A 26,465-nucleotide genomic window follows, 5' to 3' on the forward strand; every position below is an offset into this window, starting at 1 on the left:
AGGATATGTCTCGTCCGCGCCATCATATCTGCCCCAACGTCTTGATCTTGGCCTTGGGATGGATCTCGTTCTGTGACATCACAACCGTGGCCGGACGGAAGCGTTCGATGATGGAGCGCACGAAGGGCCTGATCAGCGGGGAGGTCAGTAGGACCGGCGCCTCACCCTGCATCGCGAACCGTTCGAAGGACTGGCGCACGGCGGTGATGAATTGCTGCAGGCGTGACGGTGCCATGGACAGCTGCCGCTCGTCCCCGTCGCCCACGATGCTTTCCGCGAAGGCCTGTTCCCATTCCGGCGACAGGGTTACCAACGGGATGAAGCCCAGATCGTTGGTATTGCTGTCCGAAATCTGGCGGGCCAGACGGGCGCGCACGTGTTCGGTGATCTGGGTCATGTTGCGGGTATAGGCCGTCGCCTCCGCCACACCCTCCAAGATCGTGGGCAGGTCGCGCACCGACACACGCTCGCCCAGCAGGTTCTGCAACACGCGCTGCAGGCCGCCGATGGTGATCTGGGTTGGGACGACATCGCCCACCAGCTTCTGGTGTTCCTTGCCCATCTCGTCCAACAGCTTCTGCGTCTCCGCGTAGGAGAGCAGGTCGGCCATATTGTCCTTGATGATTTCGGTCAGATGCGTGGTGACGACGGTGGGCGGGTCGACAACCGTATAGCCCTTGAACAAGGCCTCTTCACGGTAGGCCCCGTCGATCCACATGGCGGGCAGGCCGAAGGTCGGCTCCGTCGTTGCCTCACCCGGCAGGCCGATGCGGTCGCCGCGCGGGTCCATGCACAACAGCATGTTGGGCCGCACATCGCCCCGGCCCGCCTCAATCTCCTTGATGCGGATCAGGTAGGTGTTGGGCGGCAGCTGCAAATTATCCTGGATACGGACGGCGGGCATGATAATGCCGATCTCACCCGCCAGCTGCCGGCGCAGGCCCTTGATCTGATCCGTCAGGCGGTGCCCAATCTCTGAATTGATCAGCGACAGCAGGCCATAGCCCAGTTCCAGACGGACAAGGTCGATAGCCAGGGCCGTGGAGATGGGTTCGTCGGCGACAGGGGTGGGGGCGGCGGCCGCAGCGGCCTGCGTCTCCTGCTCCGCTTCCAACGCCTGGCGCATCATCTTGGTTTTCGGCAGGTAATAGGCGGCGGCGGCTAGACCGATGGCCAGCAGGCCGAACGGGATCTTCGGCATGCCGGGCAGCAGGCCGATGGCCAGCACAACGGCCGCCGTCAGGCCCAGGGCCGTGGGGTAGAAGGTCAGTTGCCCGAATACGGCCTTGTCGGTGGAGCCGGTGGAACCCGACTTCGACACCATAAGACCGGCGGCCAGCGAGACCAGCAGGGCCGGAATCTGCGATACCAGACCGTCGCCGACCGTCAGCAGCGTATAGGTCTGGCCCGCCTCCAGGAACTCCATGTCCTTCTGGGCGACGCCGATGATCATGCCGACGATGATGTTCAGGAAGGTGATGACCAGACCGGCCACGGCATCGCCGCGCACGAACTTGGACGCACCGTCCATCGAACCGAAGAACTGGCTTTCATCTTCCAGTTCCTTGCGGCGCGCCCGCGCTGTCGCCTCGTCGATCAGGCCGGCGGACAGGTCGGCGTCGATGGCCATCTGCTTGCCGGGCATGGCGTCCAGGGTGAAACGGGCAGCCACTTCGGCGATACGGCCCGAACCCTTTGTGATGACGCTGAAATTTACCAGCATCAGGATGCCGAACACGGTCACGCCGATGATGAAATTGCCGCCCATGATGAACTGGCCGAACGTCGCGATGACGTGGCCGGCGGCGTCAACCCCCTCATGCCCGTGACCCAAGATCAGGCGGGTCGATGCTAGGTTGAGCGCCAGTCGCAACATGGTGCTGACCAGCAGGATGGTGGGAAAGCTGCTGAACTCCAGGGGCTTCTGGATCGACAGCACCGTCATCAGGATCAGGACGGAGAAGGCAAAGGAAATGGTCAGGCCCACGTCCAGAAGGAAGGTGGGCAGGGGGATGATCAGGACCACCACGATGGCCAGAATGGCAATCGCGAACCCAACCTCGCCGCGTTTCAGCGACTGGCCGATAAGGCGCAGAGCATCCTGGGCGGAGCCTACATTCGTCTGCGGTTGGTCGGTCATGGGCGGTGGTCTTAAATCTCTGTGTCAGGGACGGTTGGGATCAGGCGGTGGCGGTCATCCCACCGCCCGGTCATCCTCCACCCCGCCCGCCGGTGGCGGCACCGCCAAGCCACCCTCGCTATACTCCTTCAGCTTATTGCGCAGCGTGCGGATGGAGATACCAAGGATATTGGCGGCGTGGGTGCGGTTGCCCAGTGTGTGTTTCAGCGTATCGATGATCAGATCGCGTTCGACATCGGCCACGGTACGCCCCACCAGCGCCTGCGTCGCCGACCCGCCGGGCAGGAAGCTGTTGCCGGCATCGGCCACGGGAATGACCGGGGCCGGCGGCGGATAGGGCTGTGGCGCATAAGGCTGCGGCGAATAGATGGACGCGTTGCCATAGCTGTTGGCCGCGCGGGCAGCGGCGGGCATCACCGGCTGCGGCGGGGGTGCCGGCTGATAGGCAGCTGGCTGCGGGGCAGGCGTCGGCGCATAGGTCGGATCGGCACCCGTCAACAGGATGGCGTCGGTCCCGATCTCCGTTCCGCGCGACAGCAGGACGGCGCGATGCATAGTGTTTTCCAGCTCACGCACATTGCCGCGCCAGTGATGCGACTGGAGCAGAGCCATGGCCGCCGGGCCGACAGTGCGTTCCGGCAGGCCGTTGGCCTCGGAATATTTCGTCGCGAAATGCTGGCACAACAGGGCGATATCGTGTGGACGGTCGCGCAGCGGCGGCAGATGCAGGGCCACCACGTTCAGGCGGAAATACAAATCCTCGCGGAACCGCCCGGCCTTGGCTTCCGACAGCATGTCACGGTTGGAGGTAGCCAGGATGCGGATATCCACCTTCACAGGCGTATTGCCGCCCACACGGTCGATCACCCGTTCCTGAATGGCGCGCAGCAACTTAGCCTGCAGGCGCAGGTCCATTTCCGAAATTTCGTCCAGCAGCAGGGTGCCGCCATTGGCCTCTTCGAACTTGCCGATGCGCCGCGCCACGGCACCCGTGAAGGCACCCTTCTCATGCCCGAACAGCTCGCTTTCCAGCAGGTTTTCCGGAATGGCGGCGCAGTTGACAGAGACAAAGGGTGCGCCCGAGCGCCGGCTCTTGCGGTGCAGATAGCGGGCCATCAACTCCTTACCCGTCCCGCTTTCGCCGGTGATCAGGACCGAGGCATCGGATGGCGCGATCTGATCGGCGAGCGACAGGGTGGCGGCCATGGCGGGGTCGCGACTGACGATGGCGTGGCTCTCCTCCGCCACAGCCTCCAGCACGGCGGCGATCAGGTTCGCGTCGGGGGGCAGGGGGATATACTCCTTGGCACCCGCCCGGATGGCCTTCACGGCGGCCTGCGCATCGGTACCCACGCCACAGGCGACGACGGGAACCGCGAACCGTTCATTCTTCAGGGCGTCGACCAGAATACGCACATCCAGCTTGACGTCGATCATCACCAGATCGGCGCCCTGGCCGGTGCGCAAGGCGTTCAGCGCCCCCTCGATACTATCGGTATGCGCGACCTTCGCCCCCTTTTGCAGGGCGATCTTGCCGGCGGCGCTGATATAGCCTTCGAGTGTTCCCACGATCAGAAGACGCATCGTCCTACCCTTTCACTCACCGGTCCGGTCGTTCAAACGGAAATCATTCATAATTGGTCAGCCGCAGTTCGGGCGGCAGCACCGTATTGATCATCACCTCCAGCCGGCGGGGATTTTCCTGCCGCGCCACCGAACCGGCGGCCAGCAGGTAAAGCCCGTCGACCAGCGCCTCACGTTCCGCATTGCGGTCGATCTTGGCAGCAAGAGGCGAGAAAACCATGGAACCCAGGATGGCCCCGTAAAAGGTGGTGATCAGCGCCACGGCCATGGCGGGACCAACGGTCGACGGGTCCGACAGGTTGCCCAGCATCTGCACCAGACCGACCAGCGTGCCGATCAGGCCCATGGCCGGTGCTACCTCTGCCGCGCGGCGCATCACGGCGGAGGCGGTGCGGGCGCGTGACAGGTTGGCCTCGATCTCCGTGCGCAGGATGCGTTCGGCGTCATCGGCCGGCAGACCGTCGGCGATCAGTTCCACCGCCTTGGACAGGACCGGCCAGGCCTTGGTGCTTTTGGCCAGGGGCTGCAGCGCCAGAGGGCCGCTGCGCCGGGCGAATTCCGCCAATGACAGGGCTGTCTGCGCCGCCGCGCGTGGGTCGGGCGTATTGGCGATCATGGCGGAGGACAGGGCCTTCATCGCCGCCTTCATATCGGGCAGGGAGAAGGAAATGGTGGTGACGGCCGCCGTACCGCCCAGCACGATCAGGATGGAGGGCACATCGACGAACGATCCCAACCCGCCACCACCCATGAACAGGGCGCCCAGCACCAACAGCAGGCCCGACGACAGGCCCACGATGGTCGCAAGGTCCAGCCGCCGGCGCATGCGCGGCAGCGGCGGCACCTTGGCCGTCGGCATGGGGGCAGGTGCGGGTGCCGCCGCCGCTGCCGGTTGCGGCGGCGGTGCAGGTGGTGTTGTGCGGCTGCGGCTGGGGATGCGGTCGCTCATGCGCTACGCCCGCTCCGTCTTGATGATTTCGGTCATGGTCACGCCCAGCCGGTCTTCCACGACCACCACTTCGCCGCGCGCCACCAGCCGGTTGTTCACATAGATGTCGATGGCTTCACCCACTTTGCGGTCCAGTTCCACCACGGCACCCTTGTTCAGGCGCATCAGGGTGCTTACCTGCATGTTGGTCTTGCCCAGCACCGCGGAAATCTGAACCGGGATGTCGTAGACGGACTCCAGGTCCTTGACGACGGGCAGCGCTTCCAACTCCCCGCCGCCACCGCCGCGGTTATTCTCGAAATCGCTCAGCGACATGTCGTCCTTGGCGGCCATCTCAGCCCCTATCCGCGCCGGTTATGATGTTCAGCATGCTCACAGCGTCACCTCACGTTTAGGTGCGAGGATCGCATCCTTCGGCCCACCAGGGAAATCCGCCAGGACGTCGCCGGCAATACGCTCGATCTCCGTCCATAGCCGCCCGACCTCGCGCTCCGCGCCGCCGGCGGCCCAATCCACCTTCACATCCATCTGGCTCAGCTTCGGGTCGGCCAGGACGGTAACCTGCCCGGCGAAGCCATGGCGAAGGGCCATGTCGTCGATACGTCCGCGCAATTCATCGAACCAGCGTTCATTGACGCGGAAGACCAGCTTTGGTTCTTCCACCAGTTCTTCCATGAAGGCGGCGATCACCACTTCGATCTCGGCCAAACCCTGCCGCTCCACCAGGCCGGGCCACAGCTTGCGCATGATGGCCAGCGCGATGCGGGCGGTGTTTTCCTGCCGCATCTGTGCCTGCGCGTTCTGCACCGTCACAAGCTGCTTCAGGCTGTTCTCCACGCTGCGCAGGGCGTTGGACAGTTCCTGCTGCGCCTCGACCTCCGCCTGCTGCCGACCCTGCTGGATACCTTCGGCCAGGGCGGCGGTGCGCGCCTGATCCTTGGCCATCTTCACCTGCTGCTGCAGCTGCTCCACGCTGAAGGTGGGCGGTGGCGGCGGGGGTGGTGGGGCAGGCGGTAATTCGGGTTCGGGTTCGGGCGGCGGGGCAGCGGCCTTTGCCGCGCCCCCAAACCCGTCCTCGAAATCCTTTTCGAACAGAAACTTCTGAATGGTTGCCATGCCTCAGAAGCCTCAATTTTCCGTGTAGAGCCAGTTGCGGATGATCGACACAGCCTCTTCGGGGTGTTTTTCCACAATCTCCCCCACCTTACGCAGCGAGGAGGCGCGGACCCGGCCATCGACACGGTTGATGTCGATCATCTGCTCCAGTTCCTCGTTGGCCTGCGCCGCCTCCATGGCCAGTTCGCGGGCCAGCGCACCGCCACCGGGGCCGGCCAGTTGCGGCACGCCGCTGCCATCGGACAGAAGATCGGGCTCTTCATCCAGCTGCGGCGACCGGTCCAACGCGCGGGTGACCAGGGGCTTGATCACCAGAAGGATCACCAGGATGGCGACGATGGCCAGGATCAGCGTTTCTGCAATGCGGATCACGTCAGCCTTCGGCATGCCGAAGATTGTGTCCTCCATGGCGGCCAGTTCATCCTCCGGCCGCGAGAACTGCATGGAGATCACTTCGACATTGTCGCCGCGTGACGGATCGACGCCGACCGCCGACTGCACCAGCCGTTGCAGCTGCGCCAGTTCGGCGTCGCTGCGCGGGGTGTAGGTGCGGGTGCCATCCTCGGCAGTGGTATAGTTTCCATCCACCAGCACGGCGACCGACATGCGGCGGACCTGACCCGTCTCACGCTCATGCACCTTGGTGGTCTTGGAAATCTCGTAATTCACCGTCTCTTCGGATCGGTTCTTCTTCTCCGAATTGGCACCGGCGATGCTGTTGGCGGCGTCCGCGTTAGGCAGGTTGTTGGCCACGGTGACGGGATCGACGCCGTCGCGGTTGGTGCTTTCGCTGTTCTCCGTCACCGACTGCGTGCCGCGCACCACCTGGCCTTCGGGATCATAGACCTCGCTGTTGGTGGTGATGCGGTCGAAATCCATTTCGACCGAAACCTGCGCCTGCACGCGGCCCTGACCGACGGAGCGACCCAGCAATTCCTCGATGGTCTGGGTCAGCTCACGTTCGCGGGCCAGACGCCGTTCTTCCGCGCTGGCGGCCATGGCCTCCGGCGTGTTGGGGCGCAGGCCGCGCGAGAGCAGATTGCCCTTGTCATCCAGGATGGAGACGTTGGCCGGTTCCATCTGCGGTACAGCGGTCGCCACCAGCTGCTGAATGGCCGCGACCTGTTCCTTGGACAGCGGTTTGCCGGGGCGCAGTTTCAGCAGGACAGAGGCCGTGGCCGTCTGTGCCTGCCGCGCGAACAGTTCACGCTTGGGCAGTACCAGATGCACGCGGGCATTCTGCACCTGCTGCAAGGTCTGGATGGAGCGGACAAGCTCACCTTCCTTGGCGCGCAGCTGCTGCATCTGTTGCTGGAAGGCGGTGGTGCCCAGGCCTTCCGGCTGATTGAAAATCTCGTTGCCGACATTGCCGCCGCTGGGGATGCCCTGCTGCGCCATCATCATGCGCAGACGGCCCACCTGCTCGGCCGGCACCTCGATCCGCGTGCCGTCGGGCGACGCCTTGTACGGGATCTGCTGTGCTTCCAGCTGCTGCACGATGGCGCCGCCATCGGCGGGCGACAGGTCGCTGTACAGAAGCGACAGGGTCGGTGTCGACCATTGCCCCGCGAAGAAGACGATGGCGCCGATGGTGACAAGCACGGCTGCCCCGATCCCCGCCAGGCGCAGGGTGCCGAGATTCCGCAAGGTTTGCAGAAACGACTCCACGTGGATCATCTCCTGTCAGGCGAGGGCACTTTGGGGCACAAAATACTAGCGTTTTCCCGCCTTTACGAGGTGCTTTGCATCCGGATCGTGAAGATAGGCGGTGTCAACTGGGCAATTTTTGCCCGATTCGCTGGCACTGTGACATGAAAAGCACGCCTCGTGCAATGTACAAGAGGGATAGATGCAGGTGGCTTTGCGGAATGCAAAAAGCCCTGCCCCTGTCCCGGTTTGACGGGAAAGAAGCAAGGGCGGTGCCAGGATGGGGGCGTTTCAGGGGTGGGAGAACCATTCCCTGGTCGCGGCATCCGCCGGATAGAACAGTTCTACCCGCAGGTTCTGCAGCCCCGCATCCAGCGGCGTGCCCACCATGGCAATGATGGAGAATAGCGACAGGCGCACCCCATCCTTGTGGAAGCGGGTGTACAGGGTCGGGGCATCCGGCAGCCCGTCCTCAAATGGCGCGCCCAGCGCGGCCAGGGCGGGGTCGGCCAGCAGATCGGCGAACGGGTCTGCGCCCACGGCCTGCACCGGGTCCTCCAGCAAGGCTTCTGCCTTGATGCGGCGGATCATCCAGGCCGCGACCTCGGCCCAGTTTTCCACCATGCCCTGCAAGTCCGGCGACAGCAGCAGACGGACAAGATTGGGATTGGGCATCTGGGCGATGGCCGGACCGGCCAGGAAGCCCAGAAGGCGCTGTGCCCCGGCATTGGCCTGAATCAGATTATAGTGCCGGTCCACGACGACGGCGGGAAAGGGTGACTGCGTTTCCAGCATATGGGTGATGGCGGCCTTCACTGGTGCCATTTCCGGGGCGTCCAGGGGTGAACTGTCCCAGGCGGGGGCGAAGCCGGCGGCCAGCATCATGGCGTTCTGGTGACGCAGCGGCACCGAAAGGGCCGTGGCCAGTTGCAGCACCATCCCGCGGGAGGGCCGCGACCGCCCCGATTCCAGGAAGGACAGATGCCGCTGGCTGGTATTGCAGCTCAGCGCCAGATCCAGCTGGCTCAACCCCCGCGAGGCGCGCCAGCGCTTCAGCAACGGGCCGAAAGCCTCGGCATTGTTGATGCGGCGGCGGGGTGCGGGCTGGCGGGCGGGGCTGGACATGGGGCACCTGTGTGGTCGTGACCCCGCCCTTTTCCCATGCGCTATAGGGCCTGTCGATTACATCACAGGTAATGAACGCCGACAGGCTCGCCATCCGCGACCCATCCGCGCTAAGGTCGGGCACCTGTCCCGCCGCCGGAAGCCTGCCGCCCCATGTCCGCCGATCCCGGTTTCATCCATCTGCGTGTCCATTCTGCCTATTCGCTGGCCGAAGGGGCGATCAAGACCAAGGAACTGGTGAAGCTGTGCAAGAAGCACGGCTATCCGGCGGTGGCGGTCACCGACACGGGCAACCTGTTCGGCGCGCTGGAATTTGCAATGGCAGCGTCCGACGATGGCATTCAGCCCATCATTGGCTGTCAGGTGTGGGTCACCCCGTTCGGGCCGCAGAAGAAGGTGGCGGGCCGCGTGCTGGGCCCCGGTGCCGATCAACTGGTCCTGCTGGTGCAGAGCGAACAGGGCTACCGCAACCTGATGCGGCTGGTTTCCGTCGCCTTCATGGAGACGGAAACGGGTCTGCTGCCGCAGGTCTCGCTAGAGAAGATGGAGGGGCTGACCGATGGCCTGATCTGCCTGACGGGCGGGGTGGGCGGCGGCTTGAATCGTCTGCTGCTGGACGGGCAGAAGCCGCACGCGCTGGACCTGCTGGAACGGCTGAAGGCCCTGTTCCCGGATCGGCTCTATATTGAGCTGATGCGCCATGTGGAGGGGCCGCTGGCCCAGGCGGAGGATAAGGTGGAGGCTGATCTGATCGATCTGGCCTACGCGCATGACATCCCGCTGGTGGCCACCAACGATGCCTATTTCGCCGACGCGTCCATGTATGAGGCGCACGACGTGCTGCTCTGCATCGCCGACGGCGCCTATGTGATGCAGGAGGAGCGCCGCCGCGTTTCCCCCCATCATTATTTCAAGTCGCCGCAGGAGATGCGCGAGCTGTTTGCCGACATCCCGGAAGCGGTCGACAATAGTGTGGTGATCGCCCGACGCTGCGCCTACATGCCTCGCAAGGTGAACCCAATCCTGCCGCCCTTTGCCAGCGCCAATGGCAGGGAGGAACCGGACGAACTGCGCGCCCAGGCCCATGATGGCCTGACCTACCGCCTGAACAAGTATGTCTTCACCAGCGGCATGGGTGTGGAAGAGAAGGAAAAAATCGAGAAGGAGTACCGGGCGCGCCTGGATTTCGAGCTGGAAACCATCATCAAGATGAAGTTCCCCGGCTACTTCCTCATCGTGTCGGACTTCATCAAATGGGCCAAGGATAATGGCATTCCCGTGGGGCCGGGGCGTGGTTCGGGTGCCGGCAGCCTTGTCGCCTGGTCACTGCTGATCACCGACCTTGATCCCATCCGCTACGGCCTGCTGTTCGAACGCTTCTTGAACCCTGAACGCGTGTCGATGCCCGACTTCGACATCGATTTCTGCCAGGATCGCCGTGAAGAGGTGATCAAGTATGTGCAGCAGAAATACGGGTACGACAAGGTCGGACAGATCATCACCTTCGGTAAGCTCCAGGCCCGCGCCGTGGTGCGCGACGTGGGCCGCACCTTGCAGATGCCCTATGGTCAGGTGGACCGTATCTGCAAACTGATCCCCAACAACCCTGCCAATCCCGTCACCTTGCAGCAAGCGCTGGATGGCGAGCCGCAATTGCAGGAGATGAAGCGCGGGGATGAGAATGTCGCCCGTCTGCTGACCATTGCGCTGCGTCTTGAGGGGCTGTATCGCCACGCCTCCACCCATGCTGCCGGCGTGGTGATCGGTGACCGACCGCTGGATCAGTTGGTGCCCATGTACCGCGATCCGCGGTCCGACATGCCGGTCACCCAGTTCAACATGAAATATGTGGAACTGGCCGGTCTGGTGAAGTTCGACTTTCTGGGTCTGAAGACGTTGACAGTGTTGAAGACCGCTGTGGACCATGTCCGCGATCTGGGGCCGGAACTGGACCTGCTGGACCTGGATATGGAGGATCAGAAATCCTATTCGATCCTGGGCCGGGCGGAGAGCGCCGGTATCTTCCAGCTTGAAAGTTCGGGCATGCGCGACGTTCTGCGCCGCATGAAGCCAAACCGGATCGAGGACATTATCGCGCTGGTGTCGCTGTACCGTCCCGGCCCGATGGACAATATCCCCAAATACATCAAGGTGAAGTTCAAGCAGGAAGCACCCGATTACATGCACCCGGCCCTCCAGCCCATTCTGGAGGAAACCTTCGGCATCATGGTCTATCAGGAACAGGTGATGCAGATCGCCCAGGTCCTGGCCGGTTACTCACTGGGCGGCGCTGATCTTCTGCGCCGTGCCATGGGTAAGAAGATCAAGGAGGAGATGGAGAAGGAACGGGCCAAGTTCATTGCCGGTTCGGCGGAAAAGCTTGCCGTGCCGGAGGAACAGTCGGGCCTGATCTTTGATCAGGTGAACAAGTTCGCGGGTTACGGCTTCAACAAGTCGCACGCCGCCGCCTATGCCCTGGTCGCTTATCAGACGGCCTTCATGAAGGCTAATTACCCGGTCGAGTTCATGGCGGCCACCATGACCTATGATATGGGCAATACCGACAAGCTGAACCAGTTCCGTCAGGAACTGGTTCGGTTGGGCATCCGGCTGCTGCCGCCCGATGTCAACGCGTCGGAGCCACGCTTTCGCGTGGAAAAGCTGGCCGATGGCAGCCGGGCCGTGCGCTATGCCCTGGCCGCCGTGAAGGGCGTGGGCCAGCAGGCCATGGAAATGGTCGTGCGCGAACGCGCCGCCAACGGTCCCTTCAAGGACATTTTCGATTTCGCGCGGCGCGTGGACAGTTCGGCGCTGAACAAGCGCATGCTGGAAAAACTGGTCTGCGCCGGTGCCTTTGACAGTTTGAACCGCAACCGACAGCAGCTTTTCGCGGGCCTGGAAACAGTGGTCCGCTACGCCCAGGCAGAGGCGCAGCAGCGGGAAAGCGGCATGGCCAGCCTGTTCGGCGGGTCGGAGGCGATGAAGGCCCCGGACCTGCCCAAGGTGCCAGACTGGGACCCGCTGGAACGGCTGCGGCATGAGTTTGAGGCCATCGGCTTCTACCTGTCGGCCCACCCGCTGGACAGTTTCGGGCCGGCCATGACCCGTATGAAGGTGGTGAAGTTCAGCGAACTGCCGCGTCTGATGCGGGATGCGAAATCCACCCGCTTCAAACTGGCCGGTATTGTCGTTGCCAAGCAGGAACGAACCGCCAAAAGCGGCAACCGTTTTGCTTTCGTAACGCTATCAGACGCGTCCGGTGTTTATGAGGTCACGCTGTTTGCCGAAACCCTGGCGCAGAGCCGGGAGATGCTGGAGGCCGGACGTGCGGTGCTGCTGTCGGTCGATGCGCAGAAGAATGGCGAGGAAATGCGCCTGACCTGCCACGGCGTTCTGTCGCTGGAAGATGAGGTCGCGAAGAGCGCCGCCGGCCTGCGCATCCTGTTGGATGATGTGAATGCCGTTCCGGCCATCAAGACCACCCTGGGCCGCCTGCCGCCGGGCCGGGGCAAGGTGACGCTGGCCGTGGAACTGGACGCCCTGCGCGAAGTGGAAATCGCCATTCCGGGTGCCGTTTCCATCAATGCCGCCAGCCGGGGGGCGTTCAAGTCGATCCCCGGTGTTATCGAGGTTCAGGAGCTTTGATCATGACGACCCCCAATCCCCAGGCGGCCCCAGGCCGGACCTTCACGGGCACGGCCAATGCCGACCGTCTGGCCGGCACGGCGGATGATGACACGCTGAATGGCGGGGCCGGCAATGACACGCTGGACGGGGGGGCGGGCAACGATGTGGTGGTTTTCGACCACCTGTCCACCGTCAATAACGGTTTGACCATCGCCATCACGACCGACCGGATCACGGTCACGGGTGGAGAAGTCGATACCCTGACCAGTATTGAGCAGGTGAACCTGACCGGCACCCGGTTCAGCGATGTGATCACCGGCAGTGACCGTCCCGAACGTCTCGACGGGTCCACGGGGGCCGATACGATCAGTGGCGGCGGTGGCAACGATACGATCATCGGCGGCGGCAACCTGGACCGGCTGACCGGTGGGGCGGGGCAGGACCAGTTCTGGTTCTATGGGCCGGACACGGGCGGTTATGATCTGATCACCGATTTCGGGACCGATGATGTCCTGGTCTTTCACAATAATGTCGGCGGCCAGACCGTTGTCATGCCTATCACCAGTGTCGCGGTTGGCAGCGGGTCCGGCCTTCTGGCGGGGCAGGCACATGTGCAGGCCATCACGGGCGGGGTCCGCGTCTATGTGGGGCAGGATGCCACGGCGGGTTTCGACATGGCGGTCGATCTGTCCGGCAGTTTGACCCTTGCTGATTTCGAAGCATCGGCCAGCGGGCAGATGCGCTTGGTAACCGCGCGGACCGTGAACGGCACGGCCAATGATGATGTGCTGCGCGGCGGTCTTTTCGACGACACCCTGTCTGGCGATGCCGGGGAGGATAGTCTGGTGGGTGGTGCCGGGTCGGACCGGTTGGACGGTGGCACTGGCGTCGATGCGGCCGGTCTGAAGGCCAGCTTCGCCAATGTCACCATCACGCGGCAGGCGGATGGCAGCGCCCTGATCAGCACCCAGGAGAATGGCCTGACCGTCACCGACCGGCTGACCAATGTCGAACTGCTGTACCTGTCCGACCGCGTGGTCCTGCTGACCCCGGTGGGTGGTGAGGCACCCAGCACCAGCCTGCCCCTGGGCTTCAACGAGGCGCAGTATCTGGCTGCCAATCCCGATGTTGCCGCCGCCGTTGCCGATGGCCGCTTCGCCAACGGCTGGGCCCATTTTCAGGCCTATGGCTATGCCGAGGTGCGGACCACCAGCAGCCTGTTCGATATCGACTGGTATCTGGCGCGCAACCCGGATGTCGCGGCGGCCGTTACGCAGGGAACCATGACGGCGCTGAGCCATTTCATGGCCTATGGCTGGCGTGAAGGGCGTGATCCGTCCTCTGCCTTTGATACCAGCGCCTATCTGGACCGTTACAACGATGTGAAGGCCGGCGGCATGAATCCGCTGGTCCATTACGTCGCCTGGGGACAGGCGGAGGACCGGATCATCAATGCTGCGGATGCAGGGTGGCTTGGGTAGGCGCGAAACGGAGCAGTCATCCTGTTTTCTGCACGCTGGGCGGCCAAAGGTCGTACCTCCTATGTTGCGATAGGATTTAATATTGTTAGTAGTTATAAAGTTGGTGAACAGGCTTTCTTTTATGGAGTGCGGCCTTGTCCACCAATCAACAGGGAACTGCCGGCGATGACACCCTGACCGGTACGTCTGGGAATGACACGTTGGTGGGATTGAACGGCAATGATGTCCTGCGCCCTGGTGACCGTGGGGATGATGTCATTGATGGTGGGGTGGGCCTGGATACGCTTGAACTGCCGGCCAGCGGCTTTGCCCTGAATTCGCGTGTCGATGCGTCGGGCCTTCTTCTGGGTGTCGACATCCAGGTGTTCGGTCAGCCCGACCGGTTGATCACCACCACGGGCGTTGAGCGGATTGTCATCGGCGATGCCATTTATCGCTATGCCTACGCCACCTCCGGCAATGACCGGATCGTCGGGGAGGCGGGGGCCGTCAACCGCCTTTGGGGCGGTCCGGGGGCCGATCACCTGACGGGCGGTAATCTGGCCGACGAACTCTATGGCGGTGACGGTGCCGACAGCCTTTATGGCGGTGCGGGCGAGGATACGCTGACGGGGGGCAAGGGCAATGATCTGCTGAATGGCGGTGCCGGCGACGATCTGGCGGTTTTCAGCTATGCCGACGCCACGGCAGGTCTTTCCATCTCTATTGACGCCCTGAATGTCCGGGCGGGCACGCAGGAGGTGGATTGGCTGTTCTCGATTGATCGGATCAATCTTACGGGCGCTGCCTTCAACGATACGATCACCGGCAGCAGCCGGCGCGAAACCCTGTCGGGCGGGGCGGGTGACGATGTCATCCGTGGCGGTGGCGGGGATGACGTCATCGCCGGCGGCGCGGGCCACAACACCCTCTGGGGTGGGGCCGGAAGTGACCAGTTCACTGTGGGTGGGACGGGTTCCACCAATCTGGTCATGGATTTCACGGTGAATGACCGTCTGTCGCTGCTGCGTGCCGACGGGGCCGGGACCTTGGCCATTACCTCCTATGTGGCAGGCAACGGTGACGGGCTTGGCCTGGGTGCCGTGCGGTACCAGGATTTAGGCAATGGTCTTGTGCGGCTGCATGTCGGCGCGGATGATGTCGCCGGCGCCGATTACACGATCGACCTTGCCGGTCTGGGCACCGGTGCGCGGTTGGCCCGGACTGACTTTCAGACACCGCATATCCTGCAATTGAGCGGCTATTCCATCAATAACGGCACTGCCAACGCTGATTACTTCACCGGCGTCACAGTCATGCGCGGTGGCGGGGCCGGCAATGATCTCTACCAGGGAAGTGCCGGTGTTCAGGCCGTGGTGATGGGGGCGAGCTTCGCCGATATCACCATTCAGAACCAGGGCAATGGCGCCTTCCAGGTGTTCGACAGCCGTGCCAATGGCCAGGGGGGCGACACGCTCTACAATGTCGAACTTCTGATCCTGTCCGACCGGGTGGTGCAACTGGCCGATCCGCAACTGCTTTCCTCCATCGGTTCGACCCGCGTGGATGAGGCCTGGTACCTGTCCAGCAATACCGACATCGCCGAAGCTGTGGCCGCCGGCTGGATCAGCAGCGGTGCCGATCACTACGCCCGATATGGTCAGGCCGAAGGACGCCAGCCCAACGCCCTGTCGGACAATCAGGGCAAGGCCTACAGCGAATCCGCCTATCTCGCGGCCAACCCCGACATCCGTGACGCGGTGGCCAAGGGCTGGTTCGACAGCGGTTACGACCATTATCTGGTCTATGGAAGGGCAGAGGGGCGGCTGGCCTATCCCAGCCAGTCGCTGCTGCGGCTTGGGTTCGATGATGCGGCCTATCTTTCCGCCAATCCCGATGTCGCTCTGTCGGTGTCACGCGGTGAATATGCCAATGGCTATGAGCACTACGCCCGCTTCGGTGCCGCGGAGGGGCGCAGCCCCAACGCCTTCTTCGATGCCACCTGGTATCTGGCCCGCAATCCCGACGTTGCCGCCGGCGTGGCCCAGGGCAAGGTGGCCAGCGCCATCGACCATTACCTGCTCTATGGCTGGCGGGAAGGGCGGGACCCGTCCGCCTATTTCGATACCGGCGCCTATCTGGACCGCAATGCCGATGTCGCGTCGGCGGGTATGAACCCGCTTCTGCATTTCCTGGGCTGGGGACAGGCGGAAGGCCGCATCGCGAGCGTGGCCGATCTCTCCCTGTTGGGCTAACAGGCTTGCCATTCCATCCCGTGTTTCCTACGGTGCGCGTGCAGGGGTGCAATACCTGGAACGTCTCATCGTTCCGGGCGCGGGTGGATTGCGATGAGCGTGTTAGCGGCGGCAGTGGCCGGCTCCGTCATCAATGGCGGCAACTTCAACGACAACCTGAACGGCACCACGGGCAATGACACCATCGACGGCGGGGCCGGCGATGACATCATCAATGCCGATGCCGGTGAGGACAGTGTGCTGGGCGGTGCCGGCATCGATGAACTGCATGGCGGGCCGGGGGCAGACTTCCTGTCGGGCGGGATCGGCGACGATGTGCTGGAAGGCGGTGCCGGTGACGACACGCTGGATGGCGGCGATGGCGATGACATTCTCTATCACCGCATCCAGGCGACGACAGCGGCGGCACCGCCGGTCGTCATTGGCGACACGACCCTGACCAGCGATCAGGGAACCGACATCCTGCGCTCGATCGAGCGGGCCTGGATCGAGGGTTCGGCCTTTGGCGACAATGTCACCGGCTCCTGGCGGCAGGAGGTGATGTTCGGGGGTGACGGCGCCGACACGCTGATCGGCGGTGGTGGCAATGACACCCTGATGGGGGGCAAGGGCGCCGACATCCTGACGGGTGGCAGCGGCCAGGACGTGTTTGAATTCCATGCACAGGAATTCGACACGGTGGATACGGTCACCGATTTCGCCATGGGCGATCTGCTGACCTTCCTGACCTATCCCACGGGCAGCCCTTATCTGGCGGTAAAGGCCATCGGCGCCATCGCGCAGGGCAATGGCACCGGTCTTCTGGATGGTCAGGTGCATGTGCAGGCGGTTGCCGGTGGCGTGCGTGTCTATGTGGGGCTGGACAGCAAGGCCGGCTTTGATGCCTCCGTCACCCTGACCGGCAACTATGATCTGTCGCGCTTCATCTCCACCGGCTGGGGTATCGGATACCGCACCACCGACATTCCGGCGGGTACCTCTGGCAACGACCTGTTGGTCGGCTCTGACTATGGAGACACGTTGCGCGGTGGGGCTGGTGACGACCGTCTGGTCGGCGGCGGTGGGCCGGACCTGCTGGATGGCGGGTCGGGCGTGGATGCGGTGGGCCTCAATACGACCCTGGATCAGCTGTATCTGGCGCGCATGGTCAATGGCTCCGTCGCGATGGGCGTGAAGGCCTGGGGCGATCCGGTGGTCAGCGAACTGGCCAATGTTGAATTCATGTACCTGTCCGACCGCGTCCTGCTGCTGACAGTGATGGAACAGGCGGTCTCCGCCAATCTGCCGCTGGGCTTCAGCGAACAGGGCTATCTGGCCGTCAATCCCGATGTGGCGGCGGCGGTGACGGCGGGCGTCTTCGCCAGCGGCTGGCAGCATTATCAATATTACGGGCAAAAGGAAGGCCGCAGCACCACGGCCCTGTTCGATACCAACTGGTATCTGACCCAGAATCCCGATGTCTCCGCCGTGGTCGCGGCGGGCGGGATGACGGCCATGGGTCATTTCATGACCTATGGCTGGCGCGAGGGGCGCGACCCGTCGGCGGCCTTTGATGTCAGCGCCTATCTGGAACGCCACACAGATATCGCGGCGGCGGGCGTCAACCCGCTGGTCCATCTTCTGGGTTGGGGGCTGGCCGAAGGGCGCATCTTCACATCGGCCGATCAGGGCTGGATCGGCTGAAACCACGTTTGACGTTCAGGAGTTGTTTTGATGACCAAGCCCATCTGGGATCTTGAAACGCCGCGCGGGCGTATTTTGCCGGCGGCGCTGGCTGGCCTGTTGCCGGTTATCGCTGGTCTCGCCGCTGCCGCATTTGTGTTCATAGGGCCGATGTTGAACGCTTTGGAGCGTGACCAGCGCGTATTGAGCGCATCTGCGGAAATCCGCTCGACCAGCCGGGCCCTGCAGCGCGATATCTTGCTGATGATTTTCGATGCCGACAGCCGCGAGAAGACCGGTGGACGGCTGGATGCGCGCGTTCCGCAATTCCGCGCTATGGCTGTTGAGCTGGAACAAGCGCTGTCGCCGGTTGATCTGGAGAAAGCTACCCGTCTGCGCGTCACGCATGAGGCGTTGGCTGATGGTTTCGCCGCCGTTATCGCCTCTGTCCGGTCCGGCGCATCGACAGCTGACAGCTGGGCTGTGCAACAGGAAAGGGTGCTGGCGAATGAAATCCCGGCAGCTCGGAGCAATGACCCGGTGGTCGCCGAGTATCAAGCGCGGGTAGCCGCCACGACTGGAGACCTGCGGGCCATGTTCTGGATGGTCGCAGCAATGTCTTTGATATTGTTCGGCCTTGGCATTGCAACGGCGACGGTTGTCCTGCGTCGTTAATCACGATGCGGGCACCCCGGAATAGTGATAAGACCAGATTGCTTAAGCCATAAGGTATCTCCAGAATATCAAATGGGGGCAATTCTAAATAAATTGCCCCCTTAATGAAATTATTATAACAAGAATTTCTGGTGAAATCACCAAAATGTTAAAATGGCACCTAAAGTCATATATATAGCGGTAAATACTTACAACTATTTACACTCATTCGTTTGCTGTAACTAGTGATAACAATGCTCCAAACCATAATGTTTGGAGAAATCTGCCATGACCATCGTTTTTTCTACGCGCCCTGCGGCGATTCCTGGCCAACTGCCGATCCTCACGATCACCGGCTCTGAAGCTGGACAGCTATTCGTGACCTTGTCGAACAGCCGGCCGTCCGCCACCTTGAATGGCCGGGCCTTGGAGATGCCTTCTGGTGTGACCGTATCCGGTGTTGATGCATCCGGGTTGGCATTGGCCACGTTGGTGATCGTCGGCGGCGAGGAGGCTGAATATCTGCAAGGCACCTACCTTGCTGACCAGATATCGGGCCGGGCGGGGGCTGACTCCATTCTGGGCGGTGATGGTGCCGACCGCTTGTTCGGCGCGGGAGGCGACAGCCTGGTCGGCGGTCCCGGTAGCGATGTATTCATCCTCGGCGGCGTCGGAGGATCCGGACAAGTCAGTATCCAGGACATCCAGTCCGGTGACCGGTTGGAGTTCTATCGCACCGACAATGGTGTGGCTCTGGATACGACCGTTATTCGTGCTGGTGATGGTGTCGGACTCGGGCTGGGGGAAATCAGTTACGAACTGCAGACCAATGGCACGCTGCGCTATTACGTGGGCACTGATACGACTGCCGGATCAGATATCATTCTGGATATGGCGGGCATCGGGCGGATCAATGGATTCGCGCGTGCTTCCGGTGATGCGGTCAACCAACGCACATTCACGGGCGATACTGTAGCCAGCTTCACCGGCACGACAGCGGCGGAGATTCTGGCGCCCGGTGACGGCAGCCATCCGCGTGGCAATGGCACCTTCAATGGATTAGGCGGGAATGACATCATTCGAGGTGGGCGCGGTACCGATACGGCGGTGATGTCAGCGCAATTCGCCAATATCACGATCAATGCGGCACTTGGCGATATCTACACAGTCACCGACAATCGCGATGGCGGCCAGGGGAGTGATCGGCTGGAACAGGTTGAACTGCTCCGGCTCGACGACCGCGTGGTCCTGCTGAACGCTCCGAGTGTGTTTACCGGTAAGGAGGGGGCGGCCTTCAATAACAGTTGGTATCTGTCACATAATTCGGATGTCGCCGCCGCCGTGAAGGCCGGACAGTTTTCAAGTGGTCTGGAGCATTACAATCAAGTCGGGCGGGCGGAAGGCCGGCAGCCCAACCAGATCAGTGATGCCACCGGCAAACCGTTCAGCGAATCCCACTATCTGCGGGCCAATACCGACGTCGCCAAGGCCGTGGCGGAATTCCAGTATGGCAGCGGCTATGACCACTATCTGCTTCATGGCAAGGCCGAGGGACGTGTGGCATTCCCCACATTGGATATGACGCGGCTCATCTTCGATGAGGTGGGGTACTTGAAGGCGAATACCGACGTGGCCAACGCTGTGACGAAAGGTGAGTTCGCTACAGGCTATGAACATTTTGCTTTGTATGGACTGCGAGAGGGGCGTGACCCCAACGCGTTGTTCGATTCCGATTGGTATTTATCCAAATATGCCGACGTCGCCCGCGCCGTATCCAATGGTGAGTTTGCCAACGCGGTGACGCATTTCGTCGAATTTGGCTGGCAGGAAAATCGGGATCCGTCAGCGGCATTCGACACCAGTGCCTATAGATTGGCGAATGCCGGTGTGTTGACTGTGGACACAAATCCCCTGCGGCATTACCTGGAAACGGGCTATTTCGAAGGCCGCGTGATTGTCGCAGATCCCGCCTGGTTTTTGTAATCCACTTTGTGTTTCCTCAAGCGTCGGGCCGGCAGTCACCGGCCTCCAAACCGCCAAGGGTCAAAAACCCTCGGCGGTTTAGTATAATACCAGCGGCTTGAAATACTGACTCATCAGCATTTCAAGCCTCGACGGCATGGGCCGCAGCCGCGCCAGTCGGCGCGGGTACCACCGGCCAAGAATTTTGACCGGGGGTATAACACCCGTGCTGGTGCTCCCTGGCCGAAAGCCTGGGAAACCTCAATGCGCGCCTTTCATGCCGGTCGATGTCCGCTCAGCAGTTCCACGGCATTCGCCAGCACGCGCCCGTCACTACGGGCATAAAGCGTGGTGGCGCGGCCATGGATGACGCTGCCCGGTGTCAGCCGCAGCAGGCGTGACAATTCGTCATTGGCAACCAGACGCAGGAAACCGGCTGGCTGGCTGCGGAAGGACACGCCGCAGGCCGACAGAATGGCGCCGAACGGAATGCGCCGCTGGCGCACCGCGAATAGGGCGCCGGCGGGCAGGGCACCCAGACGGATCTCAATCAGGCCCAGTTCGGCCGGTGTACCGCTGTCCGCGCCCGACAACAGCACATGGCGACGGAGCAGATCGTCCGTCTCCTCCGTATGCAGAACCGAGAGGCGCATCTGTTCGCCCCAGAAGGCTTCCAGGGTCGCCGTCATGCCATGATCATGCACCAGCAGCCGGCGGGGCACGTCAGGCAGACCGTCAGCCTCCAGCCATAGCGGCGGCGACGGGTCGTGGCCCGGCGATAGCTGGCGCAGGAAACCTGTCAGCAGGTCGGGCGAGGCATCGGTCGGTCGGGCTGTGACGGTCATTCTTACGGTGCTTGGCATGCCGGGAGCGTGGTCTGGGCCGCGCGGGGCGGACCATAGCCACCCGCCGGGCGATTGCCAAGGCATGGCGGACCTGCACCACCAAGGATCGTGATAATGGCTCCTTCGCGCCACCATTCCGCCACAGCATGGCACCAAAAGGTTAAGTCTCCTTAACCCTTCTGGATGAGCCCATGCGCCTCTCCCTGTCCGCTGCCGCCCTGACCCTGCTGTGTCTGACGGGTGCCGGTGGTGCCCAGACCGTACCGGCTGACTACGCCACCCTGGTGGAGCCGGTTGACCGCAAGGATGCAGCCGAGGCCCCGTTAAAGGCGCGATTGGCCGCCAATCCGGCTGACCGTGACGCCGCCCGGGACCTGCTGCTGGTCTATCAGCGCTTTGGCGATGTCGAGGCCGGCCTGCCCCTGGGTGCCCGGCTGGCGGCGGAGGCACCGGATGACAGGCAGGTGCTGGAAGCGCGGATGGTGCTGGCCACCCGCCGTATCACCGATGCTTCGCTGTTCTCCAAGAAGTCCGCCGCTGCCGACCTTCTGACCCTGTGCGAGGGGGAGAGGGCGCGTGATCCGCGCAGCGTTCCCGCCATCAAATGCATCGCGCAGTATCACCTTGTTGCGCCATCGATTGTGGGGGGTGACAAGGTAAAGGCAGAAGAGGCGATCAAGGCGATCCAGCCGCTGGACGAGGCACAGTATGCATTGCTGCGCGCGACTCAGGCGCTGAGTGACGAGAATGAAGCCTCGGCAAAGACGCTGCTGAAGGAAGCGACGGCGAAGCTGACCGATGCCTCTGAACTGGCCGGTGCCGCGGTCGGCCTTGGGCGGCTGGGTGAAACTGACGCGGCCTTTGCGGCGCTGGACAAGGCGGTGTCGTTCGACCCCGCCGATCCGTTCACCCTCTATCAGCGGGGCCGCGCCTCAGCCTTGGAGAACCGGAACCTGGAGGCGGGCCGCGACTCGCTGCTGCGCTTCCTGTCGGGTTCGGCCTGGATCGGCGGTACTAACTACCGCGCGCCCGCCCATTGGCGTCTGGGCATGATCTATCAGGCGATGGGGGATAAGGTGACGGCGGAGAAAGCCTATAAGCGTGCCCTGGAGCTGGAGCCTAAGCATAAGGAGGCGCAGGCTGCCCTGAAGGCCCTGAAAAGTGAGGGTTGAGGCTTGAAAAGCCCCCGCCATGCGGAGATGAAGGGGGAGGGCGTGCGCAAAACGCGGCCGGGTGGGGTTGCAATGCGGCCCCGCCTGCGCTATTCCACCGCCCGTCGTTAATCCCACACGTGGGCTTGCGGTGTGTTGGCTTTTACCCGGACGCTAGTTGTTCGGGTGTGCCATCTCATCGATCCGGTGTTCGGCGGGCATGATGCCCAATGGACATTGCTCACGGAGGCCAAACCGGAAAAGGAAGTTTTCCATGGCAATGCCGACCTTTACCATGCGTCAGCTTTTGGAAGCTGGCGTCCACTTCGGTCACCACACCCGTCGCTGGAATCCGAAGATGTCCACGTACATCTTTGGTGCCCGCAACGGCGTGCACATCATCGACCTGGAACAGACCGTTCCGCTGCTGCACCGGGCCATGCAGGCCGTGCGTGACGTCGTCGCCGGCGGCGGTCGCGTCCTGTTTGTTGGCACCAAGCGCGCCGCGCAGGAGCAGGTTGCTGCTTCCGCCAAGCGCTGCGGCCAGTACTATGTGAACCACCGCTGGCTCGGCGGCATGCTGACCAACTGGAAGACCATCTCCCAGTCGATCCGCCGCCTGAAGGACATGGACGAGGCGCTGTCTCATGGTGAAGGCTCCGGCCGCACCAAGAAGGAGCTGCTGAACATGACCCGCGACCGCGATAAGCTGGAGCGCGCGCTGGGCGGTATCCGTGACATGGGCGGCCTGCCCGACCTGCTGGTGATCATCGACACCAACAAGGAAAGCCTGGCCATTCAGGAAGCCAACAAGCTGGGTATCCCGGTCGTTGCCATCCTGGACAGCAACAGCTCCCCCGACGGCATCACCTTCCCGGTTCCGGGTAACGACGACGCCCTGCGCGCCATCGAGACCTATTGCGAACTGCTGAGCGGCGCCGTCCTGGACGGTCTGCAGGCTGAGATGTCGGCTGCCGGCATCGATGTCGGCGCCCAGGAAGTCGCCCCGGAAGAGGCCCTGCCCGCCGAAGCGGCCGTCGAGGCCTGAGTTTAAGGTGCGACGGCCGGGCCGCATCCGCTTCGGGTGCGGTCCGGCCGTTGTGCTGTCCGGGCTTGGCGCGAAACCGCCATGACCCTGTGGTAAAAGATATCCCGTCACACCCCGACGATTTGAGAGAGGCGAAAATGGCCGAGATCACCGCTGCCCTGGTGAAGGACCTCCGTGAGAAGTCCGGCGCCGGCATGATGGACTGCAAGAAGGCGCTGACCGAGGCGAATGGCGACGTGGAAGCCGCCATCGATTGGCTGCGCAAGAAGGGCCTCGCCGCCGCTGCCAAGAAGGCCGGTCGCGTTGCCGCCGAGGGTCTGGTCGGCGTTGCCGCCAATGGCCTGTCCGGCGCCGCTGTCGAGCTGAACGCCGAGACCGACTTCGTTGCCCGTAACGACGCCTTCCAGGCTGCCGTTTCCACCGTCACCAAGCTGGCGCTGGACACCGACGGCTCGCTGGACAGCCTGAAGGCCGCTGCCTATCCGGGCACCGGCCGCACCGTCGCCGACGAGCTGCCGAATCTGGTCGCCACCATCGGCGAGAACATGAACCTGCGCCGCGTCGCCAAGCTGTCGGTCACCGATGGCGTGGTGTCGTCTTATGTCCACTCCGCCCTGGTTCCGGGCCTGGGCAAGATCGGCGTGCTGGTTGCTCTGGAGTCGACTGGCGACAAGGCCGCCCTGGCCGATCTGGGCAAGCAGATCGCCATGCATGTCGCTGCCGCCCGTCCGGAAGCCCTGGACGTTGCCGACGTGTCGACCGCCAACCTGGAGCGTGAGCGCGCCGTTCTGATCGAACAGGCCCGCGCTTCCGGCAAGCCCGAGAACATCATCGAGAAGATGGTCGAAGGCCGCGTCCGCAAGTATTATGAAGAAGTGGTCCTGCTGGAGCAGCTGTACGTCATCGACGGCGAAACCAAGATCCGCAAGGTCGTGGAAAACGCCGCCAAGGCCGTTGGCGCCCCGGTTACCCTGACCGGCTTCGTCCGCTTCCAACTGGGCGAAGGCATCGAGAAGGAACAGTCCGACTTCGCCGCCGAAGTGGCCAAGATGGCCGGCTAAGGCGGTTCGGGGCCGGACCTCGTGCCGGCTCTGGAGCGTTATTCTGTCGGGGCCGGTTCGCCGGCCCCGATATGATCTGTTGCAAGACCGGATTTCCAACCGAAAGGACAAACCCGTGCCCGAAGCCCGTTACAAGCGCGTTCTTCTGAAGCTTTCAGGCGAAGCCCTTATGGGGGAAAGGGAGTACGGGATCGATCCCAACGTCGTTAGCCGCATGGCGACGGAGATCAAGTCTGTGATCGATATGGGGATCGAGGTCTGCGCCGTCATCGGTGGCGGCAACATCTTCCGCGGCATTTCCGGCGCTGCGTCCGGCATGGAACGCGCGACCGCTGATTACATGGGCATGCTGGCCACCGTCATGAACGCGCTGGCCGTGCAGAATGCGCTTGAAAAGGCTGGCGTGGAGACCCGCGTGCAGTCGGCCATCCCGATGGACAGCGTCTGCGAGCCCTATATCCGCCGCAAGGCCGAGCGTCACATGGAAAAGGGCCGGGTGGTGATTTTCGCAGCCGGCACCGGCAACCCCTTCTTCACCACGGATACGGCTGCCGCACTCCGCGCCTCTGAAATGGCTTGCGATGCGATGCTGAAGGCTACCAAGGTGGATGGCGTCTACAGCGCCGATCCCAAGAAGGTGAAGGATGCCATCCGCTATGACCGCCTGACCTATCTGGACGTGCTGTCGCGCGACCTGCAGGTCATGGACGCGTCTGCGATTTCGCTTGCCCGCGAGAACAAGATTCCCATCCTTGTCTTCTCCATCCAGAAGGACGGCGGTTTCGCCGAAGTGATGGCCGGACAGGGCAAATTCACCATCATAACCGAAGAGGCATAAGGTGGCCGCTCCCGAACTGATCAAGGACATTGAGCGTCGCATGGCCGGCGCGCTTGAGCAGCTCCGCAAGGAATTCGCGGGCCTGCGCACCGGGCGCGCTTCCGCCAACCTGCTGGAGCCGGTGACGGTTGAGGCCTATGGCACCACGGTTCCGCTGAACCAGGTCGCCAATATCTCCGTGCCGGAGCCGCGCCTGATCTCGGTGCAGGTGTTCGACCGATCCACGGTCAAATCGGTGGAAAAGGCCATCCGTGATAGCGGTCTGGGCCTCAACCCGCAGACCGAAGGCTCGACCATCCGCGTGCCGATTCCGGAACTGAACTCCGAGCGCCGCAAGGAACTGTCCAAGGTTGCCGCCAAGTATGCGGAGCAGACCCGGGTGGCCGTGCGCAATGTGCGTCGCGACGCGATGGACGCGCTGAAGAAGCTGCAGAAGGATGGTTCCCTGTCCGAGGACGAGCAGAAGACCTGGTCCGACAAGGTCCAGGGCGTGACCGACGCCCACATCAAGAAGGTGGATGAGGCGCTGGCGACCAAGGAAAAGGAAATCCTGCAGGTCTGATCGTTTCCCGGTACCCAAGGGTAAGGACCTGCTGCCATGCCGGGCCCCGACACATCCGCGTTTCCGCCGCCGCCCACGCACATCGCCATCATCATGGATGGCAATGGACGCTGGGCGACGGCACGGGGCCTGCCGCGCACGGCCGGGCATAAGAAGGGCGTGGACGCCGTCCGTCAGGCCATCGAGGGTGCTCGCGAACTTGGCGTGCGCTACCTGACGCTCTACAGTTTCTCGACTGAGAACTGGAGCCGTCCCCAGGACGAGGTGTCCACCCTGATGCAGCTCCTGCGCTTCTACCTGCGCGGGGAGATTGCCAAGCTGCATAAGAATGGCATTCAGCTGCGGGTGATCGGTGACCGCTCCCGTCTGTCGGCTGACATCCAGGCACTGATCAGCAATGCCGAGACGCTGACTGCCGACAATACCGACATGACGCTGGTGTTGGCCCTGTCCTATGGCGGGCGTCAGGAACTGGTCGATGCGGCGCGCAAGCTGGCGCAGGCGGTAGAGCGGGGGGAGATGACCCCCGGCGACATCACGACCGACACCTTTGCCCGCGAATTGACCACGGGCGGCAACATTCCCGACCCCGATCTGATGATCCGCACCAGCGGCGAAAAGCGCATCAGCAATTTCCTGCTGTGGCAGCTGGCCTATGCGGAGATGGTTTTTCTGGATACGCTGTGGCCGGATTTCACGCGTCGCGATCTGGAGGCCGCCATCCAGGAATTCCACCAGCGCGACCGGCGCTTCGGGGCCACGGCGGGAAGCCGTTGATA

20 protein-coding genes are annotated in these 26,465 nt (G+C 63.0%); 12 read left to right on the forward strand and 8 right to left on the reverse strand.

From position 1 onward, the window contains the following. Positions 1 to 22: 22 nt before the first annotated feature. From flhA to ACT6Q8_RS03235, 7 genes are all read right to left on the reverse strand, one after another. Positions 23 to 2,140 carry a flagellar biosynthesis protein FlhA gene (gene flhA / locus ACT6Q8_RS03205; RefSeq protein WP_054167181.1) on the reverse strand — a complete coding sequence of 706 codons (2,118 nt, stop codon included), beginning with the start codon at positions 2,138 to 2,140 and terminating at the stop codon, positions 23 to 25. A 54-nt stretch (positions 2,141 to 2,194) separates the two neighbouring features. Further along, positions 2,195 to 3,724 carry a sigma-54-dependent transcriptional regulator gene (locus tag ACT6Q8_RS03210; protein WP_054167182.1) on the reverse strand — a complete coding sequence of 510 codons (1,530 nt, stop codon included), beginning with the start codon at positions 3,722 to 3,724 and terminating at the stop codon, positions 2,195 to 2,197. Positions 3,725 to 3,767: 43 nt separating this feature from the next. Beyond that, positions 3,768 to 4,673: a motility protein A gene (locus ACT6Q8_RS03215; RefSeq protein WP_444732614.1), complete on the reverse strand. Its 906-nt coding sequence runs from the start codon at positions 4,671 to 4,673 to the stop codon at positions 3,768 to 3,770. Positions 4,674 to 4,676: 3 nt separating this feature from the next. Beyond that, positions 4,677 to 5,006: a flagellar motor switch protein FliN gene (gene fliN / locus ACT6Q8_RS03220; RefSeq protein ID WP_444732615.1), complete on the reverse strand. Its 330-nt coding sequence runs from the start codon at positions 5,004 to 5,006 to the stop codon at positions 4,677 to 4,679. Positions 5,007 to 5,045: 39 nt separating this feature from the next. Further along, the gene (locus tag ACT6Q8_RS03225; protein WP_444732616.1) at positions 5,046 to 5,789 is read right to left on the reverse strand and encodes a hypothetical protein; all 744 of its coding nucleotides are present in this window, start codon (positions 5,787 to 5,789) and stop codon (positions 5,046 to 5,048) included. 12 nt (positions 5,790 to 5,801) lie between these two features. Beyond that, positions 5,802 to 7,457, reverse strand: a complete 1,656-nt coding sequence (fliF, locus tag ACT6Q8_RS03230) for a flagellar basal-body MS-ring/collar protein FliF (protein WP_054167529.1) — start codon at positions 7,455 to 7,457, stop codon at positions 5,802 to 5,804. A 270-nt stretch (positions 7,458 to 7,727) separates the two neighbouring features. Beyond that, complete coding sequence (locus ACT6Q8_RS03235) at positions 7,728 to 8,561, reverse strand: MmyB family transcriptional regulator (protein WP_444732617.1); 834 nt, start codon at positions 8,559 to 8,561, stop codon at positions 7,728 to 7,730. A 153-nt stretch (positions 8,562 to 8,714) separates the two neighbouring features. Between ACT6Q8_RS03235 and dnaE the strand changes: the two genes are divergently transcribed. From dnaE to ACT6Q8_RS03265, 6 genes are all read left to right on the forward strand, one after another. Further along, a complete protein-coding gene (gene dnaE, locus ACT6Q8_RS03240; protein ID WP_054167186.1) occupies positions 8,715 to 12,206 on the forward strand; it encodes a DNA polymerase III subunit alpha in 3,492 nt (1,163 codons plus the stop codon). 2 nt (positions 12,207 to 12,208) lie between these two features. After that, positions 12,209 to 13,669, forward strand: coding sequence for a calcium-binding protein (locus ACT6Q8_RS03245; protein WP_444732618.1), 1,461 nt, complete (start codon positions 12,209 to 12,211; stop codon positions 13,667 to 13,669). A gap of 134 nt (positions 13,670 to 13,803) precedes the next feature. After that, positions 13,804 to 15,903, forward strand: a complete 2,100-nt coding sequence (locus ACT6Q8_RS03250; protein ID WP_444732619.1) for a calcium-binding protein — start codon at positions 13,804 to 13,806, stop codon at positions 15,901 to 15,903. Positions 15,904 to 15,996: 93 nt separating this feature from the next. Further along, entirely contained in the window at positions 15,997 to 17,586 is a 1,590-nt protein-coding gene (locus ACT6Q8_RS03255) for a calcium-binding protein (RefSeq protein WP_444732620.1), read from the forward strand. A 30-nt stretch (positions 17,587 to 17,616) separates the two neighbouring features. Then, a complete protein-coding gene (locus tag ACT6Q8_RS03260; RefSeq protein ID WP_444732621.1) occupies positions 17,617 to 18,240 on the forward strand; it encodes a hypothetical protein in 624 nt (207 codons plus the stop codon). Positions 18,241 to 18,507: 267 nt separating this feature from the next. Next, positions 18,508 to 20,202, forward strand: a complete 1,695-nt coding sequence (locus tag ACT6Q8_RS03265; RefSeq protein WP_444732622.1) for a hypothetical protein — start codon at positions 18,508 to 18,510, stop codon at positions 20,200 to 20,202. Between the two features lie 254 nt (positions 20,203 to 20,456). On the opposite strand, the gene ACT6Q8_RS03270 is transcribed toward ACT6Q8_RS03265, so the two are convergent. Next, entirely contained in the window at positions 20,457 to 21,026 is a 570-nt protein-coding gene (locus tag ACT6Q8_RS03270) for a hypothetical protein (RefSeq protein WP_444732623.1), read from the reverse strand. 191 nt (positions 21,027 to 21,217) lie between these two features. Between ACT6Q8_RS03270 and ACT6Q8_RS03275 the strand changes: the two genes are divergently transcribed. From ACT6Q8_RS03275 to ACT6Q8_RS03300, 6 genes are all read left to right on the forward strand, one after another. After that, the gene (locus tag ACT6Q8_RS03275) at positions 21,218 to 22,198 is read left to right on the forward strand and encodes a tetratricopeptide repeat protein (RefSeq protein WP_444732624.1); all 981 of its coding nucleotides are present in this window, start codon (positions 21,218 to 21,220) and stop codon (positions 22,196 to 22,198) included. Positions 22,199 to 22,451: 253 nt separating this feature from the next. Then, positions 22,452 to 23,225, forward strand: a complete 774-nt coding sequence (gene rpsB, locus ACT6Q8_RS03280; RefSeq protein ID WP_082372150.1) for a 30S ribosomal protein S2 — start codon at positions 22,452 to 22,454, stop codon at positions 23,223 to 23,225. 137 nt (positions 23,226 to 23,362) lie between these two features. Continuing rightward, positions 23,363 to 24,286 carry a translation elongation factor Ts gene (gene tsf, locus ACT6Q8_RS03285; RefSeq protein ID WP_054167194.1) on the forward strand — a complete coding sequence of 308 codons (924 nt, stop codon included), beginning with the start codon at positions 23,363 to 23,365 and terminating at the stop codon, positions 24,284 to 24,286. A gap of 115 nt (positions 24,287 to 24,401) precedes the next feature. Beyond that, complete coding sequence (pyrH, locus tag ACT6Q8_RS03290) at positions 24,402 to 25,124, forward strand: UMP kinase (protein WP_082372193.1); 723 nt, start codon at positions 24,402 to 24,404, stop codon at positions 25,122 to 25,124. Between the two features lies 1 nt (position 25,125). After that, positions 25,126 to 25,686 (forward strand): ribosome recycling factor, encoded by a 561-nt coding sequence (gene frr / locus ACT6Q8_RS03295; RefSeq protein ID WP_054167195.1) that lies wholly within the window; start codon positions 25,126 to 25,128, stop codon positions 25,684 to 25,686. Between the two features lie 36 nt (positions 25,687 to 25,722). After that, positions 25,723 to 26,463, forward strand: coding sequence for an isoprenyl transferase (locus tag ACT6Q8_RS03300; RefSeq protein ID WP_444732625.1), 741 nt, complete (start codon positions 25,723 to 25,725; stop codon positions 26,461 to 26,463). Positions 26,464 to 26,465: the final 2 nt, after the last annotated feature.

The sequence above is a fragment of the Niveispirillum sp. genome, assembly GCF_052437035.1.
Classification (GTDB): Bacteria; Pseudomonadota; Alphaproteobacteria; order Azospirillales; family Azospirillaceae; genus Niveispirillum.

Excerpts from the sequence above, each read along its gene's own strand:
- ACT6Q8_RS03245 (WP_444732618.1), top strand. The coding sequence starts at position 12,209 with ATGACGACCCCCAATCCCCAGGCGGCCCCAGGCCGGACCTTCACGGGC.
- ACT6Q8_RS03215 (WP_444732614.1), bottom strand. The coding sequence starts at position 4,673 with ATGAGCGACCGCATCCCCAGCCGCAGCCGCACAACACCACCTGCACCG.
- ACT6Q8_RS03210 (WP_054167182.1), bottom strand. The coding sequence starts at position 3,724 with ATGCGTCTTCTGATCGTGGGAACACTCGAAGGCTATATCAGCGCCGCC.
- ACT6Q8_RS03235 (WP_444732617.1), bottom strand. The coding sequence starts at position 8,561 with ATGTCCAGCCCCGCCCGCCAGCCCGCACCCCGCCGCCGCATCAACAAT.
- ACT6Q8_RS03270 (WP_444732623.1), bottom strand. The coding sequence starts at position 21,026 with ATGACCGTCACAGCCCGACCGACCGATGCCTCGCCCGACCTGCTGACA.
- ACT6Q8_RS03265 (WP_444732622.1), top strand. The coding sequence starts at position 18,508 with ATGACCATCGTTTTTTCTACGCGCCCTGCGGCGATTCCTGGCCAACTG.
- ACT6Q8_RS03260 (WP_444732621.1), top strand. The coding sequence starts at position 17,617 with ATGACCAAGCCCATCTGGGATCTTGAAACGCCGCGCGGGCGTATTTTG.
- ACT6Q8_RS03225 (WP_444732616.1), bottom strand. The coding sequence starts at position 5,789 with ATGGCAACCATTCAGAAGTTTCTGTTCGAAAAGGATTTCGAGGACGGG.
- ACT6Q8_RS03275 (WP_444732624.1), top strand. The coding sequence starts at position 21,218 with ATGCGCCTCTCCCTGTCCGCTGCCGCCCTGACCCTGCTGTGTCTGACG.
- rpsB (WP_082372150.1), top strand. The coding sequence starts at position 22,452 with ATGGCAATGCCGACCTTTACCATGCGTCAGCTTTTGGAAGCTGGCGTC.
- ACT6Q8_RS03300 (WP_444732625.1), top strand. The coding sequence starts at position 25,723 with ATGCCGGGCCCCGACACATCCGCGTTTCCGCCGCCGCCCACGCACATC.
- fliN (WP_444732615.1), bottom strand. The coding sequence starts at position 5,006 with ATGGCCGCCAAGGACGACATGTCGCTGAGCGATTTCGAGAATAACCGC.
- flhA (WP_054167181.1), bottom strand. The coding sequence starts at position 2,140 with ATGACCGACCAACCGCAGACGAATGTAGGCTCCGCCCAGGATGCTCTG.
- tsf (WP_054167194.1), top strand. The coding sequence starts at position 23,363 with ATGGCCGAGATCACCGCTGCCCTGGTGAAGGACCTCCGTGAGAAGTCC.
- dnaE (WP_054167186.1), top strand. The coding sequence starts at position 8,715 with ATGTCCGCCGATCCCGGTTTCATCCATCTGCGTGTCCATTCTGCCTAT.
- ACT6Q8_RS03255 (WP_444732620.1), top strand. The coding sequence starts at position 15,997 with ATGAGCGTGTTAGCGGCGGCAGTGGCCGGCTCCGTCATCAATGGCGGC.